18 protein-coding genes and 1 riboswitch are annotated in these 15,489 nt (G+C 44.5%); of the genes, 1 reads left to right on the top strand and 17 read right to left on the bottom strand.

The window, feature by feature from the left end:
- Positions 1–43: 43 nt before the first annotated feature.
- The 8 genes from Ami103574_RS01270 to trxA are packed head-to-tail and all read right to left on the bottom strand — an operon-like array spanning position 44 to position 5,248.
- Entirely contained in the window at positions 44–1,090 is a 1,047-nt protein-coding gene (locus Ami103574_RS01270) for a response regulator transcription factor (protein ID WP_163064941.1), read from the bottom strand.
- Positions 1,091–1,137: 47 nt separating this feature from the next.
- Entirely contained in the window at positions 1,138–2,382 is a 1,245-nt protein-coding gene (locus tag Ami103574_RS01265) for an O-acetylhomoserine aminocarboxypropyltransferase/cysteine synthase family protein (RefSeq protein ID WP_163064940.1), read from the bottom strand.
- A gap of 13 nt (positions 2,383–2,395) precedes the next feature.
- A complete protein-coding gene (locus tag Ami103574_RS01260) occupies positions 2,396–3,205 on the bottom strand; it encodes a HesA/MoeB/ThiF family protein (protein WP_163064939.1) in 810 nt (269 codons plus the stop codon).
- Entirely contained in the window at positions 3,189–3,413 is a 225-nt protein-coding gene (thiS, locus tag Ami103574_RS01255; protein ID WP_163064938.1) for a sulfur carrier protein ThiS, read from the bottom strand. Before thiS ends, Ami103574_RS01260 begins: the two co-directional genes overlap by 17 nt.
- A 3-nt stretch (positions 3,414–3,416) precedes the next feature.
- The gene (locus Ami103574_RS01250) at positions 3,417–3,662 is read right to left on the bottom strand and encodes a sulfurtransferase TusA family protein (protein ID WP_163064937.1); all 246 of its coding nucleotides are present in this window, start codon (positions 3,660–3,662) and stop codon (positions 3,417–3,419) included.
- A complete protein-coding gene (locus tag Ami103574_RS01245) occupies positions 3,655–4,515 on the bottom strand; it encodes a 4Fe-4S binding protein (protein WP_163064936.1) in 861 nt (286 codons plus the stop codon). Before Ami103574_RS01245 ends, Ami103574_RS01250 begins: the two co-directional genes overlap by 8 nt.
- An 11-nt stretch (positions 4,516–4,526) precedes the next feature.
- Complete coding sequence (locus Ami103574_RS01240; RefSeq protein ID WP_163064935.1) at positions 4,527–4,937, bottom strand: M67 family metallopeptidase; 411 nt, start codon at positions 4,935–4,937, stop codon at positions 4,527–4,529.
- A complete protein-coding gene (gene trxA, locus Ami103574_RS01235; protein WP_163064934.1) occupies positions 4,934–5,248 on the bottom strand; it encodes a thioredoxin in 315 nt (104 codons plus the stop codon). Before trxA ends, Ami103574_RS01240 begins: the two co-directional genes overlap by 4 nt.
- Before the next feature lie 367 nt (positions 5,249–5,615).
- Between trxA and Ami103574_RS01230 the strand changes: the two genes are divergently transcribed.
- Complete coding sequence (locus tag Ami103574_RS01230; RefSeq protein ID WP_163064933.1) at positions 5,616–6,488, top strand: hypothetical protein; 873 nt, start codon at positions 5,616–5,618, stop codon at positions 6,486–6,488.
- A 134-nt stretch (positions 6,489–6,622) separates the two neighbouring features.
- On the opposite strand, the gene Ami103574_RS01225 is transcribed toward Ami103574_RS01230, so the two are convergent.
- From Ami103574_RS01225 to Ami103574_RS01185, 9 genes are all read right to left on the bottom strand, one after another.
- Positions 6,623–7,957 carry an MATE family efflux transporter gene (locus tag Ami103574_RS01225; RefSeq protein ID WP_163064932.1) on the bottom strand — a complete coding sequence of 445 codons (1,335 nt, stop codon included), beginning with the start codon at positions 7,955–7,957 and terminating at the stop codon, positions 6,623–6,625.
- On the bottom strand, positions 7,958–8,923 hold the full coding sequence (locus Ami103574_RS01220; protein WP_163064931.1) for an ABC transporter ATP-binding protein: 966 nt from the start codon (positions 8,921–8,923) through the stop codon (positions 7,958–7,960).
- Between the two features lies 1 nt (position 8,924).
- Entirely contained in the window at positions 8,925–9,701 is a 777-nt protein-coding gene (locus Ami103574_RS01215; RefSeq protein ID WP_163064930.1) for an ABC transporter ATP-binding protein, read from the bottom strand.
- 15 nt (positions 9,702–9,716) lie between these two features.
- Positions 9,717–11,288, bottom strand: coding sequence for an ABC transporter substrate-binding protein (locus tag Ami103574_RS01210; protein WP_163064929.1), 1,572 nt, complete (start codon positions 11,286–11,288; stop codon positions 9,717–9,719).
- Between the two features lie 26 nt (positions 11,289–11,314).
- Positions 11,315–12,142 (bottom strand): nickel transporter permease, encoded by an 828-nt coding sequence (gene nikC, locus Ami103574_RS01205; RefSeq protein ID WP_163064928.1) that lies wholly within the window; start codon positions 12,140–12,142, stop codon positions 11,315–11,317.
- Entirely contained in the window at positions 12,139–13,083 is a 945-nt protein-coding gene (nikB, locus tag Ami103574_RS01200; RefSeq protein ID WP_246213177.1) for a nickel ABC transporter permease, read from the bottom strand. Before nikB ends, nikC begins: the two co-directional genes overlap by 4 nt.
- Complete coding sequence (locus Ami103574_RS01195) at positions 13,080–14,099, bottom strand: M14 family metallopeptidase (RefSeq protein ID WP_163064927.1); 1,020 nt, start codon at positions 14,097–14,099, stop codon at positions 13,080–13,082. The genes nikB and Ami103574_RS01195 overlap by 4 nt, the downstream gene beginning before the upstream one ends.
- Entirely contained in the window at positions 14,096–14,329 is a 234-nt protein-coding gene (locus Ami103574_RS01190; RefSeq protein ID WP_456298134.1) for a hypothetical protein, read from the bottom strand. The genes Ami103574_RS01195 and Ami103574_RS01190 overlap by 4 nt, the downstream gene beginning before the upstream one ends.
- Positions 14,285–14,455: riboswitch (cobalamin riboswitch) on the bottom strand. It overlaps the preceding gene by 45 nt.
- An 85-nt stretch (positions 14,456–14,540) precedes the next feature.
- Entirely contained in the window at positions 14,541–15,446 is a 906-nt protein-coding gene (locus Ami103574_RS01185) for a LysR family transcriptional regulator (RefSeq protein WP_163064925.1), read from the bottom strand.
- Positions 15,447–15,489: the final 43 nt, after the last annotated feature.

Raw genomic sequence — 15,489 nt, 5'->3', positions numbered from 1 at the left:
AAGATTTCCTCCTTTATTTTTATTTTTTTAATTTACCAACTTTTTATATTTGATAATCATATCCACCAGAATTTCTGTATTCCGATGGCGGTAAGCTGTATTTGCTCTTGAATAATCTTGAAAAGTATCCGATATCTTTGTAGTCTAATCTTTCTGCTATATCAAACACCTTTAAATTTGTCTCCTTCAACAGCCATCCGGCCCGTTTTAGCTTAACGGTTGTCAGATAATCTACAAAGCGGACTCCTGTTTGTGCAAAAAAAACCGTGCTCAGGTAAGAGCTATTTATATTAAGTTCTTCCGCAATACTTTTTTGTTTTAAATTATTTTCCGGGTTGTTCAATATATACGAAATGACTTCCGAAATCTTAGCCTTGTTGCAATGTAAAAGCAATTCACAAAATTCGTCAAAGAGATTATATAGGATTGTTTTATAACGCTTTTTATAGGTTCCATGATTGCTTTCATTAATCCCGTCAAAAGTATAAAAATCTTCCTGCACAATGTATAAATCCAGCCATTCATGGCGGTTGAAAACCTCATCGATAACTGTCCGGCATATATTTCTTGCCTTTTTATCTGCTTTTAGTATGTCTTTATTGTTCGCATATATTTCTTCTAACATGGTCGAGACATAATCATAAATACCTTTATCTCTATTTTCAAAGAAAGTAATTATTTCTTCGCCATAGTAGACTCCTACCGCTTCGCTTTCAAAGGTTTCATTCTTAATGCGATTAAACATAGAAAAGAAAAGGGTTTCATCAAAGGGTTTAGCAAAATAGTCATACGCTCCCAGAATAATCCCCTGTCTGGCATAATTAAAATCTTCAAATTCACTGCAAAGGACCATATGAGAACAGGTTCCCTCTTTCTTTGCATTCCGTAAAAGCTGGAGCCCATCCAGGCCCGTAATGCGGATTTCTGTTATCACCAGGTCATAATTTTTCTCTCTCATTTTTCGGTAAGCGGAGGTACCGTCATTTACAATATCCTCAATCTCAAATTCAGAAGATTCTCCCCATATTCGTAATCTCTTTATTTCTTCAAGAAGGTTATAATTATCAAAAACAAGCAATGCCTTATACAAATTCTCCCTCCTCTCTGTAGAATTGCTGCAAGACCTTTTTCAGCTCTCTATTTAAAATTTTCGTTTACGTAGGTCAATGCCTGATGGAAGTCTTCCATCAAATCTTCAATATCTTCAATCCCCACACTCACCCGTATGAGGTCTTCATAAACCCCTGCTTTTTCCTGCTCTTCTTCATTGCTATGGGCATATATCGTAGATGCCGGATGGATGACAAGGGTCTTCGTATCGCCTATGTTGGTGATATTAATTGCATATTTTAACTGATTTATAAAAGCAAAGGCTCTCTCTTTTGTATACAGGCGTAGCGTAAAGATCCCGCCGCCTTTATCCTTAAACTGCTTTTTTGCAATAGCATAATACGGATTTGACTGAAGAAGCGGATAGGCGATTTCCCGGATGCCTTCTTTGCCATCCAAGCTTTCGGCCAACTTTAAGGCATTGGTGCAGTGCCTTTCCATTCGCAGGCTCAAGGTTTCCAGCCCCAGGGCATTGTAGTATGCATTCATGGGGCTCAAACAACAGCCCAGATTGCGAAAAGTATCACTTCTAAGTTTAGCTGTAAAAGCCAGCCGTCCCAGCCTGATGTAATCTTTCATGATCGGATACTTCTCCAGACTCCATGCATAATTACCGCTGTCTGTAATAATTCCGCTTATTGAATTGCTGCTGCCATTAATATACTTTGATGCAGAGTTGATGATAATATCTGCACCTAAGTCAATACCCCGTACCAGATAGGTAGTGGCTGTGGTATTGTCCAGGATAAAGGGCAGATTATAACTGTGTATGATCTCGGCAGCCTCTTTTATATCCGTTACGTCAAGTTTTGGATTTCCTATTGTTTCTGCAAAAACAGCCTTTGTACGATTGTTGACCAGTCCCTCCAGCACCTCTTTTGTAATATCCTCCACGTAACGGACTTTTATTCCTAGGTTTTCCAAATCCTTAAATAAATCAAGGGTGCCGCCGAAAACTGAGCTTTTAGAGATGACTTCATCTCCGCTTGAAAGGATATTGAGAAAGGCGGCGGCAATGGCCGCCATCCCTGAGGAAGTAGCAACAGAGGCTATACCGCCTTCAAGATAAGTTATGCGGTTTTCAAAAGAAGCTACCGTCGGATTATTTATTCTGGTATACGCAAACCCTGCCGCCTGATTGTGAAAGATCTTTTCAATCTGTTCTGCGCTGTCCTGTCCAAAGGCACTTGTCTGATAAATAGGAATCAGGGTAGCCCCAGTATTCCGGTCTCCACTAAAATTACCGTGTAATAAAGATGTATCATATTTCAATTTTTATCACTCCTTACAAAATTCCCGCACATTCTGTCTGTTCATAATCAATCAGTTCTCGAATGGTGGGATTTTCGCCACAGACCGGACAGTCCTTCATGGCTTTTGGCAGTTTTATCTTTCTGAATTCCATTGTAAGGGCGTCATAAGTCAGCAAATAGCCCGTCAGCAGGTTTCCCGCACCAAGAATATATTTAACCGCTTCCATTGCCTGCAGACTTCCAATCACACCGCCCATGGCTCCAATTACGCCTGCCTGCTTACAAGTAGGTACGGCATCCTTCGGCGGCGGATTTTTGAAAATACATCGGTAGCAAGGCCCTTGTCCGGGAACGTAGGTCATCAGCTGACCCTGAAATCGGATGATACCTGCATGTGAAAAGGGTTTTTCCGCCATGACACAGGCATCATTAATTAAAAACTTTGCCGGGAAATTATCGGTGCCATCTATGACAAAGTCATACTCTTTTATGAGGTCCATGATATTGTCTGCGCTGACAAAGGTCCGATATGTATGCACCCGGACGTCTGGGTTAATGCTCTCCATGGTCTCTTTCGCTGAAAGAACCTTGGCTTTTCCCACATCCTCGGTCCCATGTATAATCTGGCGCTGCAGGTTTGACAAATCTACCTCATCCGCATCGGCAATGCCGATGGTTCCCACTCCTGCTGCGGCAAGGTACATAGCGGCGGGCGCCCCCAGGCCTCCTGCACCAATAATCAGTACTTTACTGTCCAGAAGCTTCTTTTGCCCCTTAACGCCGACCTCTTTTAAGATAATATGCCTGGAATACCGTTGAATTTGCTCATTGGAAAAGGCCATGACAACATCCTCCTCCCATGAAGTACAAAAACTCCAAAGTGTCACCGTCCTTTAATACGGTTTCTTCAAAGGCTCCAGCTCCCAGAAGCTCATCATTCACAGAAACGGTAACATATTCAGGAGTCTGTACGTTTTCTTCTGTAATAAGTTCCGCTAGGGTAATTTCATCCTTATATTCCTTTACTTCTCCGCTTACGGTTACTTTCATCTTCTATTCCTCGCCTTTCTCAACAATCAAATCATAGGTTCCATCATCATTTTTATTTAATTTAAGAACTTTATGCCCTTCTTCTTTCATAGAGCGGGGAACATTCTGAATCGGCTCCCCTTCATTCATATGAACCGAAAGAATCTGTCCTGGCTCCAGTTCCTCAATGGCTACCTTTGCTTTAACAAAAGTTATAGGACATACCACATCGGTTATATCTACATAATCGTCAATTTTAATATCAGCCATGATAAGCCTCCTTCATTTTTTCTCTGAAAATTTCTTCCCCAACTCGTTCTATGGTAAAGCGGAACCGTTCTCCAGAAGAACCGTTCTCCTTAAAGAAATGAACCGCTGCATCAATAACCCGGAATAACGTTTCCTTGTCCTGTATAAGGGGCAGCAGCTCTTCCCCTCTATGGATTCGGTTGCCGAAAAGGCCGCCAAAGGACAAGATATAGCCTTCGTCGTTTACCCATGAATCAACAGGACAGGCTTTTGTACATCGACCACAGTAATTGCATTTGCTTTCATCAAGAAGAAGCTTATTATCCTTAAAACTTATTGCTTTCGTTCTGCATATGCTTTCACAGACCCCACAGTGGATACATTTGTCCTCTATCCACGTGACCCGTATACCGCCTTTGATGCCAATATCATTTTCTTCGGCTTTGAGGCAGTTGTTCTGGCATCCTGTGACGCCAAACTTAAATTTATGGGGCAGCTCCATGCCAAAGAACCGCTCACTTAATTCTTGAGCCAGCGCATAGGTGTCCACACATCCGCTGGGACAAATCTCCATTCCCTGACAGGCGGTGACCGTCCGTACTCTAGGGCCGCAGGTTCCCGGTTCACAGTCCCCCTCCGCCAGAGCAGTCTTTACCTCGTCAATATCCGCAAGCTTTATAAAGGGGATTTCAACCCCCTGTCTGGATGTCAAATGTACATGCCCGTCACCATATTTCTCCGAAATCTCTGCAATCTTTAAAAGTTGCTTTGCCTCCAGATGTCCGCCCACAACCTTTAATCTCAGAGAAAAGCAATTTTTTTGCTTCTGGCGCATAAATCCGCCTCTTTTTAACGTCCCATAATCTACAGCCATCTTATTTCCTCCTATATATATTCAATTTTTTCTTCCCTACTTACCTGTTCTGAAATCCTGAAGGCTTTTAATACAGGCTCTTCTATGTTCATAATGGATAGAATTAGATAACTTGCCTCTTTGTCATAGGCAAGACGTTTATCTTCTTCAGAAGGCCTGGAAGGGCTCTCTGGATGGGAATGGAAATTTCCAAGAGGGACCAGTCCTTTTCGCCGCATGTCTTTGACCGCTTCCAGCTGATCTTTTGGGCTCATGGAAAAATGCTCCTTCGAATGATCTATATTTTCAAGAAGATAGATTTCTTTTACTTCCCTTATGTCCCCCTCTTTGATTCCGCCTATCAGTCCGCATATTTCTTCCGGATTGCCTACTTTAGCCGCCTCCAGCATTTCACCGTACAGATGTTTTGGCAAGCGTATCATCTTGTGACCTCCTTTATGACTTCTTCAAGCTCTGCCTTTTTTACAAGCCCGCTTATTCGGTGCACTTCCTGGCCTTCTTTAAAAAAAATAATGGTCGGAACACTCATCACACTGTATTTACCCGCGGTTTCTGCTCCAAAAGCTACATTCATTTTTTTAATTTTTAATTCGTGGTATTCTTCCTCTAACTCTGCCAATGTAGGTGACAACCTCTTGCAGGGCATACAGCCATCTGAATAAAATTCCAACAACACTGGTATATCAGAATTCAAGATCTCCTCTTCAAAATTGTCATTTGTTACGTTTTGCATCTTCGCCCTCTTTATTCCTAGTAATTCTATATGTTTTATAGAAATTAACACAATTTATTATTATCGTCAATATGAAAAGTTTTGAATACCTATGATTTTTTTTAGATTCCATGAAATCTAAAAAATGTTTTCTCTATTTACATTTGATTACGCTATTTCTATCGAATTTTGGCTTTAAAAATAGCGTTTTTATAGGCTGCGTTCTCCAAGAGGAGTGATATAATGAATGCCTTTATTATATATACGGCGTTGCCGCAGAGAAACATTCATTGAATCACACGGCGACGTAGCTTGTGTGATATAATATAGAAGTATTGGTGATTTTTGTAAAAGAGTGTAAAATAGTGAGAGAGAAAGGGAGATGTATATGAATGTAAAACTATCAGGGAATTACCGACATCCGTTGGGAGATATCCGCAACAGCGCCGCCTATCAGGGGGGCGGTTCGAAAAAAACGACTGCCGCCAACACTGGCCTAGCCTACAGCTTTCGCAATCTGCTGGCTGACAAGGAGGGAACAATCACTCCTACAGCCAGTACCGGCAGCGTGCGAACAGACACCCTGACCCTAACCGGCAGCGACCCTATGCGACAGAAACTAAAAGAGCTGCAAGAACTCCACGAAAAGACGGACTACAGCGACATGACCGATGTAGAGATTGAAAAGTTGCTTGAAGAACGGTATGAGTCAGCTTTTCCAAACCATCGCGGAAAAATATTAGTAAACATGATAAAGTATCAGGACATCGGAAAACAGCATTGGGAAAATTTGCGTCAAACCGTAAAAAGTCCAAAATCCATTAACTTGTATGGAGAAGCGGCAAAAGAGCGAAATAGAATCGTACTAGGTTATGACGGACTGTCCAAAGAAGAAATGGTAAAAAAAATACAAGCAGATGTGCCGGACGACGGCAGTTTAGTCTCCAAAGCAGAAGTCATGGCCCGTTTAAACGCTGTTGGCGCAATTAGTGATGAGGCTTTTACAGCTTTTACCTGTACCATTTCCGCAATTAAGAAGCAGGCCTATATTGATGAGTTTCAACCCCTGCGCTTCGACAAGGCCACCATCGAGCACTACGACCGTTGGGAGCGAAACGGAGGCATTGACGACATGGAGACCACCTGGAGCCAAGTCAAAGAATATATGTATGACAGTCTGGACCTCGGTGCCCAGTACGGCGAAGTTGTCCAAAGAGAAATCGATGACCTTCTTGAAGAATTAATTACAAGTGAAAAATAATAAAAGAAAAGAGATAGCAGTATGAAAAACAATTATCAAGTCTGCACTTTTACTGGCGGCTAATACAAAAGAAGGCTACCTTTTAGGCTGTCATACAGCCGTCTAAAGGTAGCCTTCTTTTCTTCTTATTGTTTTTATAGCTTATGCTCTTTCTTTTCCATCTGAAGCCTGGCAAAAGTCATTAATCCCGCTGCTACCGCCCAAGAAAAAGGATATACCGCTGCAATCCCTCTGATATCGTGCCATTGGCTAATTAAGACGACTAAAGCTGTCAGTCTGACTACGCAAAAGCTGAATAATGTAATAACCATGGGAATAGTTGCTTCCCCTCTGCCCCGTATTTCACTGCTGCTGCACTCAATGATTACATACAAGAAGTAAAAAGGAAAAGTAACCTTCATGATCTGACAGCCGTAGAAGATTACCTGCTGATGATCCGTAAACAACCGCATGACTAACGGCCCCTGGAGCAGCAACAAGGCGCTGATACATGCCGTCATAAGGATACCCCAGCGGATGGACAGGCTGGTCCCCTTCTTAATCCGCTCATACTGTTCGGCTCCATGGTTCTGTCCCACAAAAGACACGAGAGCCTGACCCAGCGCTAAAATAGGCAAATAAATCAGCATTTCGATCTTATAATAAGCGGCAAAGGCGGCCATAACATGAACGCCGAATTTATTAATCTGAGATTGAAGAATAATAATTGAAAAGGTGATAATCATGGCTTGAACCCCAGACGGAATCCCAATGGCTAAAATCCTTTTCAGTAAAATCGGGTTAAATCCTTTTACCTTAAATTCCAATCGAACCGATTGTTTCTTACTGTGAAGATGCCCCAAGATTAGCAGCGCTGCCACCGTCTGAGAAATAAAAGTAGCCGTAGCCGCTCCTGCTACCCCTTTTCGCCACACCGCCACCATCAGAATACATCCAACCACATTCAGCAGACCGCCTATTACCTGAAAAAACATGGGACTTTTAGAATCTCCCATGGCCCGCAATATTCCTGAGCACAAATTATAAAGAACGATGGCAGGGAGGCTGAGCAGATAAATACGCAGGTAGATTACGCCCGTATCCAATATGCTATGTGGTGTGTTCATCCACTTTAAAAAGTGAGGAGACAGAGTCAGTCCCACCACCATGAGCAAAAGACCGCCGATGGCTCCTGCCGTCCAGACGGTCTGCATAATCTCTTTCAGAGAGCTCCTGTCTGAGCTGCCGAAAATATGCGCAGTAACTACATTAGTCCCCACTGCTATACCATTAAAAAAGCCAATAAGACAAGTGATAATCAGCGAACTGGCCCCTACTGCTGCCGTAGCCTCTGCCCCGATGAACTTGCCAATCAAGACTAAATCGACCACACTGTACAATTGTTGTATCAGGCTGGATACCAGAATGGGTATTAAGAAAAATAAAATACTTTTAGAAATGTTCCCTTCTGTTAATGAATTTGTTTTCATTTAAGCCCCTCTTACGGCATGGCAAGCCACATAATGCCCTTCACCTAATTTCTTTAAGTCCGGCTTTTCTGTCTGACATTTTTCCACACACACGCTGCATCGGCTTTGAAAAGGACAGCCTGGAGGTAATTCTAACGCACTGGGCATTTCCCCCTCTAATCCAGCCATCTTCTTTCCATAATCCATACCCAGGTGAAAAATAGAATCCATCAAGGTCTTGCTGTAGGGATGGCAAATCTGCTCTGCCATCTGTTTGCCTTCCAGCACTTCCACCACATTGCCTAAATACATGACAGCAATGTGGTCGGATACCTGGGAAACTAAAGCAATATCATGACAAATAAAGCCGATGGATATATGTTTCTCCTGCTGGAGCTTATGGAGTAAATCGACAATGCTCTTCTGCACCGATACATCCAGTGCAGAAGTAGATTCGTCGCAGATAATAACCTCTGGTTCTAGCGTCAGGGCCCGGGCAATACCGATGCGCTGCTGCTGGCCGCCGCTCAGGTTATGGGGATAACGGTCTGCCAGTTCTGGATCCAGTTCCACCATTTGCAAATATTTTCTGGCTACCTGGTCCCTTTCCCGCCTTTTAATCAGTCCATAATTAATCAAAGGCTCACAGATGATATCCTTGATTTTCATCTTCGGGTTGAAAGCGGAAGCTGGGTCCTGAAAGACCATCTGAATCCGGCGTCGGTGCTGCCTCAAGGCTTCTCCCCGCAGCTCCGTCACCTCTTTGCCATGAAAAAAAATGTTTCCAGCAGTGGGCTTTTCAAGCTGCACCATCATCCGCATAAAAGTGCTCTTGCCGCAACCGCTTTCCCCTACCAGTCCCAAGGTTTTTCCCTTATAAAAATTTAGAGATACTTTATCACAAGCCACCAGACTTCGATCCTTGGAAGCGGCAAACTTTTTAGTGACCTGTTTCGCGCTTAAAATAAGGTTTTCTTCTTTAAACATATCACTGCCCCTCCAAAATCGGCACAGAACCCAACAGCTTTTTTGTGTATTCATTGCTGGGATGCTTTAAGATGTAGTCCCTGTCGCCCATGTCCACAATCCTTCCGCCTTTCATCACGATAATTCGGTCAGACATATAGGCAGCCACGCCTAAATTGTGCGTAACTAAGAGAATTCCCGTATGAAATTCCTCCCGCAAGCCCATCATGTGACTCACAATCTGGGCTTGCGTGGTGGCATCTAACGCACTGGTGGGCTCGTCAGCCAGCAACAACTGCGGCTGGAAGGTCATAGCCATAGCAATGCCCACCCGCTGCCTCATGCCGCCGCTCAACTCAAAAGCGTAGCTGTCCATAATGTTTTCACATCCCGACAGACCCATCTTTTCCAGCATAAGCTGCCCACGTTCCCAAGCTTCCTTTTTAGACAGTTTCTCATGCTGACAGATATATTCCATAAACTGGCTGCCTATTTTCCGCACCGGATTAATCATCGTGCCAGAATCCTGAAAAATCATGGAGATTTGACTGCCTCGAAACTGCCGCCACTGTTCTTTGGAATACCCAAGAACAGATTCCCCGCCAAATCGGATATCGCCTTGAATCACCCTTCCGCCAGTAGGCAGCAGTCCCATAACTGCTCGTATGACGGAGGTCTTTCCGCTGCCGCTTTCTCCCACTAGGCTGACGATTTCTCCAGGTTCGATGTCCAAGTTAAACTTCTCCACCACAGGCGCACTTTTTTGATATTGTATGGAAAGATTTTCTATGCTAAGCATACTGCCTCCAATGCTTTACTTGGCCGGTTTCATAGCGGTGGTAATCCAGTAATAATCAGCCGTATTAATATTTGCTCCCGTAACAGCCGTGGAGCTGCACATATTGCTGTGATAATATCCGTGGACTAAAGCCGCGGAATCATCGATAAGAATCTGCTGCAACTGCTTAATCAGCTCAATCCGACCACTTAAATCCATCTCCTTTTCCAACTGCTCGTACAGACGGTCATACTCTGCATTTTCATATCCACAGTAGTTTGCCGTAGATTTGCTGTACCAGTTGTCTAGGTAAGAATATGGATCTCCTACGGGAACGGTCATCCAGTTGGTGGCCAGCAAGTCGTATTCTCCTGCTACCAACAGATTCCACTCCGTATCTGCATCGGTCGTCTTTACAGTAGCCTTTATGCCTACAACATCTAACTGAGTAGCTACCGCCTCTGCAAAGTCTGTCAGATTTCTGCTGTCATAGGTGAGGTAGTTCAAATTAATGTTCTTTCCATTGAGCTCTCTATAGCCGTCCCCATCTGTGTCCACAATTCCCGCATCATCCAACAGTTTCTTGGCTGCATCTACATCATAAGGGGTTGCGTCGGTCAACTGATCGTATCCGTAATCTAATGTAGAAGGCAGCACGGAAGCACCAGCGGTGTACATGCCGCCTACGGTTACATCGCACATGGTCTCATCATCCAAGGCTAGAAGCACAGCTTTCCGCAGGCTGTCATCTGCTAAAACACCCTTCTGATTCATATAGGAAAAACCAATTCGCATACCAATGGTTTCCGAAACATTAAAATCCTTAGATTTTCTTAGCTTATCCAAGTCACTGGAAGTAACAATATTCTCTACTACATCCACGTCACCGCTCTGGAGAGCCATGGCCTTGGTGGAGCTGTCATCGATAAAGATTACATTTACCTTATCGTAAGGAACGGTTCCATTCCAATAGTAAGGGTTAGCTGTCATGGCAATGGATACGCCAGCATCATACTTCTCAATGGCGTAAGGACCCGTACCAATTGGTTCATTGGACAAATCCGTGCCGGCTTTTACATCCAAGATAGAAAAGTATGGGTGAGCCAACACGGCACACAAATCGGCATAAGGTTTAGCGGTAACAATTTTTACTTCATTGGAATCATCATCTGCCGTCATAGACTCAATCTGCATGTATACAGATGGCGTAGAGTTTCCCTTTCCGCTCTTTTCCTGATCATACATGTATTGAATAGAGTCTGCCACAGCAGTAGCGGTTACATCCTTACCATTCGAGAACTTAATTCCATCTTTTATTTTAAAAGTCCAAACTCGATTACTATCATCTACGGTATACTTCTCTGCTAAGTACGGTTGCGCATTCATTTCTTCGTCAAAGCGGTATAGACCTTCACCAATGCTGTATCTGGATACACACCACGCCGCGTTGGTCATGGTGGATGGGTCTAAGGAATCGGAAAAGTTGGTACAGCCAAAATTCAGGACCTTTTCATCTCCTGTAGAGCTTCCCGCTCCACATCCGCTCAACAGCGCCCCTGCTACCAGTACTACCAATAGACAAGCCGCAATTTTCTTTCTAAAATTCATCTAAATCCTCCTATTTTATTAAAACGTTATAGCTGCCTTGGGTCTAAGATATCCCGCAGACAGTCTCCCAATAAATTAAACACGACCACTACAGCACAAATCGCTATGCCGGGAAAAATCATCAGCCACGGACAATCAAACATGTACGCCCGTCCTTCGTTGAGCATAAGACCCCATTCTGCCAAAGGAGGCTGTGCTCCAAACCCCAGAAAGGATAGTCCCGCCAGTTCTAAAATCATCGTTCCCATATCTGCCGCCCCGGTGACAATCAGCGTTGGCAATGCATTTGGAATCAGGTGCTGCCGCAAAATATCCAGATTTCTGGTGCCCATCAGCTGAGCTGCATAAATATAGTCCTTGTGGCGAATCTTTAAAGCTAAACTTCGAGCCAGCCTGGCATACTTGGTCCAGCTGACTGCTGCTAAGGCGACCATAGCGTTGGTGACGCTGGCCCCGGCTATTCCTGCCACCGCAATAGCCAAAACCATACCCGGAAAAGAAATCATCATATCGGAAATCCGCATAATGATTCCATCCAAAATTCCTCCGTAAAAACCCGCCACCGTACCTAATATGGTTCCGATAACAAATACGACCACCACCAGCACCAGAGAGGCCGTCAAAGAGACCCTTAGCCCGTAGATGATACGGGACAACATATCTCGACCCAGCTTGTCCGTTCCCAGCCAATTTACCTCGTTGGGCGGCTTAAAAGCATTGGTCAGATTGGATTCATAAGGACTAAAAGGCGCTATGTACTGGGCAAGTATCGCCATGAGGATGAGCAGCAATGCCAAGAAGGCCAGAAAGGAAAATTGCTTATGCTCTTTTATAAATACCGCTGCTCTCCTCATATGCTGCTCCTCTTGCGAATCCTGGGGTCCAAATACGAATAAGAAATATCTACTAATATGTTAATCACCATGTATATCAAGGCCGTCCATAAAACGTAGGCCTGAATCAAGGGGTAGTCATAAGCCTTGATAGCAGAAACCGCTAAGTTTCCCAGTCCCTGATAAGAAAAAATCACTTCCACCACTGCCGTTCCGCCCAGTAAGGAACCCAGAGACAGCCCCAACAAAGTAACCAGCGGCAGCAGGGCATTGGGAAACACATGCTTCCATAAGACCGTATGCTCCTTCAGCCCTCTGGCTCGAGCGCCGATGACGTAATCCTGATTCAATTCTTCCAGCACCGCGGCTCTCACCTGTCTGGTATACTTAGCCGCCATAGCGAAAGCCAACGTCACTGCTGGCAGAATTAATCGCTCAGCACCGCCCCCGGCAGATACCACCGACAGCAATCTCAGTTTTACCGCTACTACATATAGCAGCACCAGCCCAACCCAGAAGTTTGGTATGGAGATGCCAAAAAAAGTACAGCTTCGGATTAGATAGTCTGTAATTTTATTCTGCTTCACTGCCGCCAGCATGCCGAAAGGTACCGCTACAGCCACCATCATAGCCAGAGAAACAAAAGCCAGCTGCAATGTCGGCCCTAACCGGTTCAGCAGAAGCTCAGCCACCGGCCTGTTCATGGAATAAGATGTGCCGAAATCTCCGCTGAGACAGCCTCTTAGCCAATTCCAATATTGGACTAAAAACGGCTGATTCAACCCCATCGCTTCTCTTGTTTTTTCCAGGACCTCCAAGCTAGGCATACTGCCAGTAGCTGCAAACATGCTTCGCACCGGATCTCCGGGAGCCAGATAAGTAAGACCGAAGGAGATAAAGCTGATGCCTGCTAGAACGATGAGCATTTCTACCAGTCGGTTCCTCAGCTGTTTCCCGCTCACCTATCTTCCTCCTGGGCCTTAGTCAACAGTTCCAGCTGCTCCTCGCAGATTTTCCCGTAGGCAATGACCGTCTCTTGCTTCTGAACGGTTAAGCTGCCAATCTGATACAAAATAACGCAGGTCTCACTTGCCCGATGGACTTCCAGTACCTGTCCAAAATAGTCTCGAATTTCTCCCAGGATTTCACCTTTTTCTGCTGTTTGTCCTGGCTTAAACCGAGGATACCAGCAACCAGCCTTTTCTGCTCCCTGATAGATAGCCTCTGTAATAAGCACTTTTGGAGAAGTATTCTTTTTCACTGTTTCCGAAGCTTCCTGCGCCTCTGGCAAAACCTCCAGCAGCCGAAGAATCCGCTTCACATCCTGCACATCTGCTTCGACCTCTTCCGGAGACCAGCAAGCCATGTTTCCCCGCTCCAGCAAGATACCTGGGATGCCCAAGGCACCAGCGTAATTATAAGCGCCTCCCGTGCCACTCTGGGACTGAACGATATAAGGCACTTGCACCTGGCGGGCCATCTGTTCCGACATGCGGCACACTTCTTCACTGGCCTTCCCCTGGCAATACACATAAGGTGCTAGGGCTTCGAACCCATCACCACAATGCAGGTCTATGTAATAATCAATCTCAGAAAAGACTTCTTTTTCTATAAAGTAACAGATTTGCTGCGCCAAGGTCCCATCAGGGTTCCCTGGAAATTCTCGGTTGAGGTTTTTTCCATCCTCGTAGACCAAACTCATGGTTCGGTGCTCAAAGCCTGTGGTATTCACCAGCGGCAGAATGACGATCCTGCCCGTTATCTCCGCGGGCACCAGGGCCTCTGCTAGGGTAATGGCCGCTTGGATACCTACATATTCCGCATTGTGAATACCTCCGGTCACCAAAACGGTTTTACCTTCTTCCTTTCCGCAGATTACTGTAACTGGCAGCAACACGTCTTCTCTGCCTACAGTCAACAGACCTTGGATTTTAGTGTTTTTATTTTTTAGTTCATCTTTCAGTCTTATTCGTTTCATGATCCATCCTCATCTTTCTCCCGTCTTAAAGACCTCATGCCGTAGTCCCTATGGGGCTTTAACCGAACTTTTTCTTGCTGCCAGCCCACGAAAAAAGGCGACCGCATCATACGGTCGCCAAAAAATTCCAATATAATATAATGGATGTTTCTCTCTTCTGAGCACTTTTCAACAGCCGTAAAAAATTGCACAACTACATACAAGCAGTTCTCCTGACTTAAGTTCATCACCTTTTACGCCTTCCCAGTTTCCCAGTGGCCCTTGTAAAAAGCTCCCTATTACAGTGACGGGTTCGTATTGGATTCTCACCAATTTCTCTATTATTCCTTCGCGGAACTTGCATCTTTGCTTTTTATTCTATTGTTCAATTATATGGTTTATTCTATCATAGTTGCTATAAGGTGTCATATCCACTTTGGCACACCTTTCCGTTCCATTTCGTCACATTTCAACAAAAACCTGTTCTAAAAAATCTTTTGCCAAAGAGGATAAGCCTTCTTTTTCTCTTTTTACATAGCCCAGATAAATCTTGCCGTCTGCACAGGTCACTGGAATGCTCTTGATGGAAAAGGCTTCTTCCAAGGACTCGTTCAGCCGATAAGTCAAATAAGCCCGGTCCGTGTTTTCCAACAGCCGAATCAACGCATAATCACTATTGGTAGTCACCGCGTGTTCTAAATTCTTCACAATACCTAAATTCTGAATGGTGTTTTGCAGATGATGAAACTTAGAATAAGAGTCCTCATACTGTTTGACAAATTGCAGCCCCTGAATCTGCTGGGCTGTAATGATTTCTTCCTTCGCTAAGGGATTTTGTTTTCCTACCTCGAGGGACAGTTCTGCCTCCCGCAACTGAACAAACTCCAGCTTCTTTCTCCTCAGGATATGCTCAAAGACAATTTTTTGCTTTTCGGCCACATAAATAAACCCGATTTCTGACAAGTCTTTTTCCACGTCCCCGATAACCTGGTTCACACTGCCCTCCAGCAGCCGAAAGGAAATAATATTATGGTCCTGCCGCTGACAAAACTCTGCAAAGCTGGTAGACAGATAGTTGCTGGGATTCATGGACACCGACAAAAATTGTGACCGTTTCTCTCGGTTGACACTTTCAATATGATCCATGCGCTTGATAATCTCTAAGGCGTGTCGATAGACTTTCTCGCCCTCCGCAGTTAGACACACACCTGTCCCCCGCCTAGTAAAGAGGGTCATTTGTAATCTTTTTTCCAGCTTTTTTACGACCTTACTCACATTGGAAGGGGTCGTGTATAAAATCTCCGAAGCACTGCTGAAGCTGCCCGCTTCTGCGGCAGTAACTAGGTATTCCAATTGTTTTAGTTCCATGGTTGGCTCCTTCCACCAGTGGCTTTGGCCCTGGCAGCAAAAT

Origin of the sequence: Aminipila butyrica, from assembly GCF_010669305.1 — a bacterium.
In the GTDB taxonomy this organism is placed as follows: Bacteria; Bacillota; Clostridia; order Peptostreptococcales; family Anaerovoracaceae; genus Aminipila; species Aminipila butyrica.
Note: the sequence above shows the minus strand (reverse complement) of the source record. Positions and strands in the feature narration are given on the sequence as shown.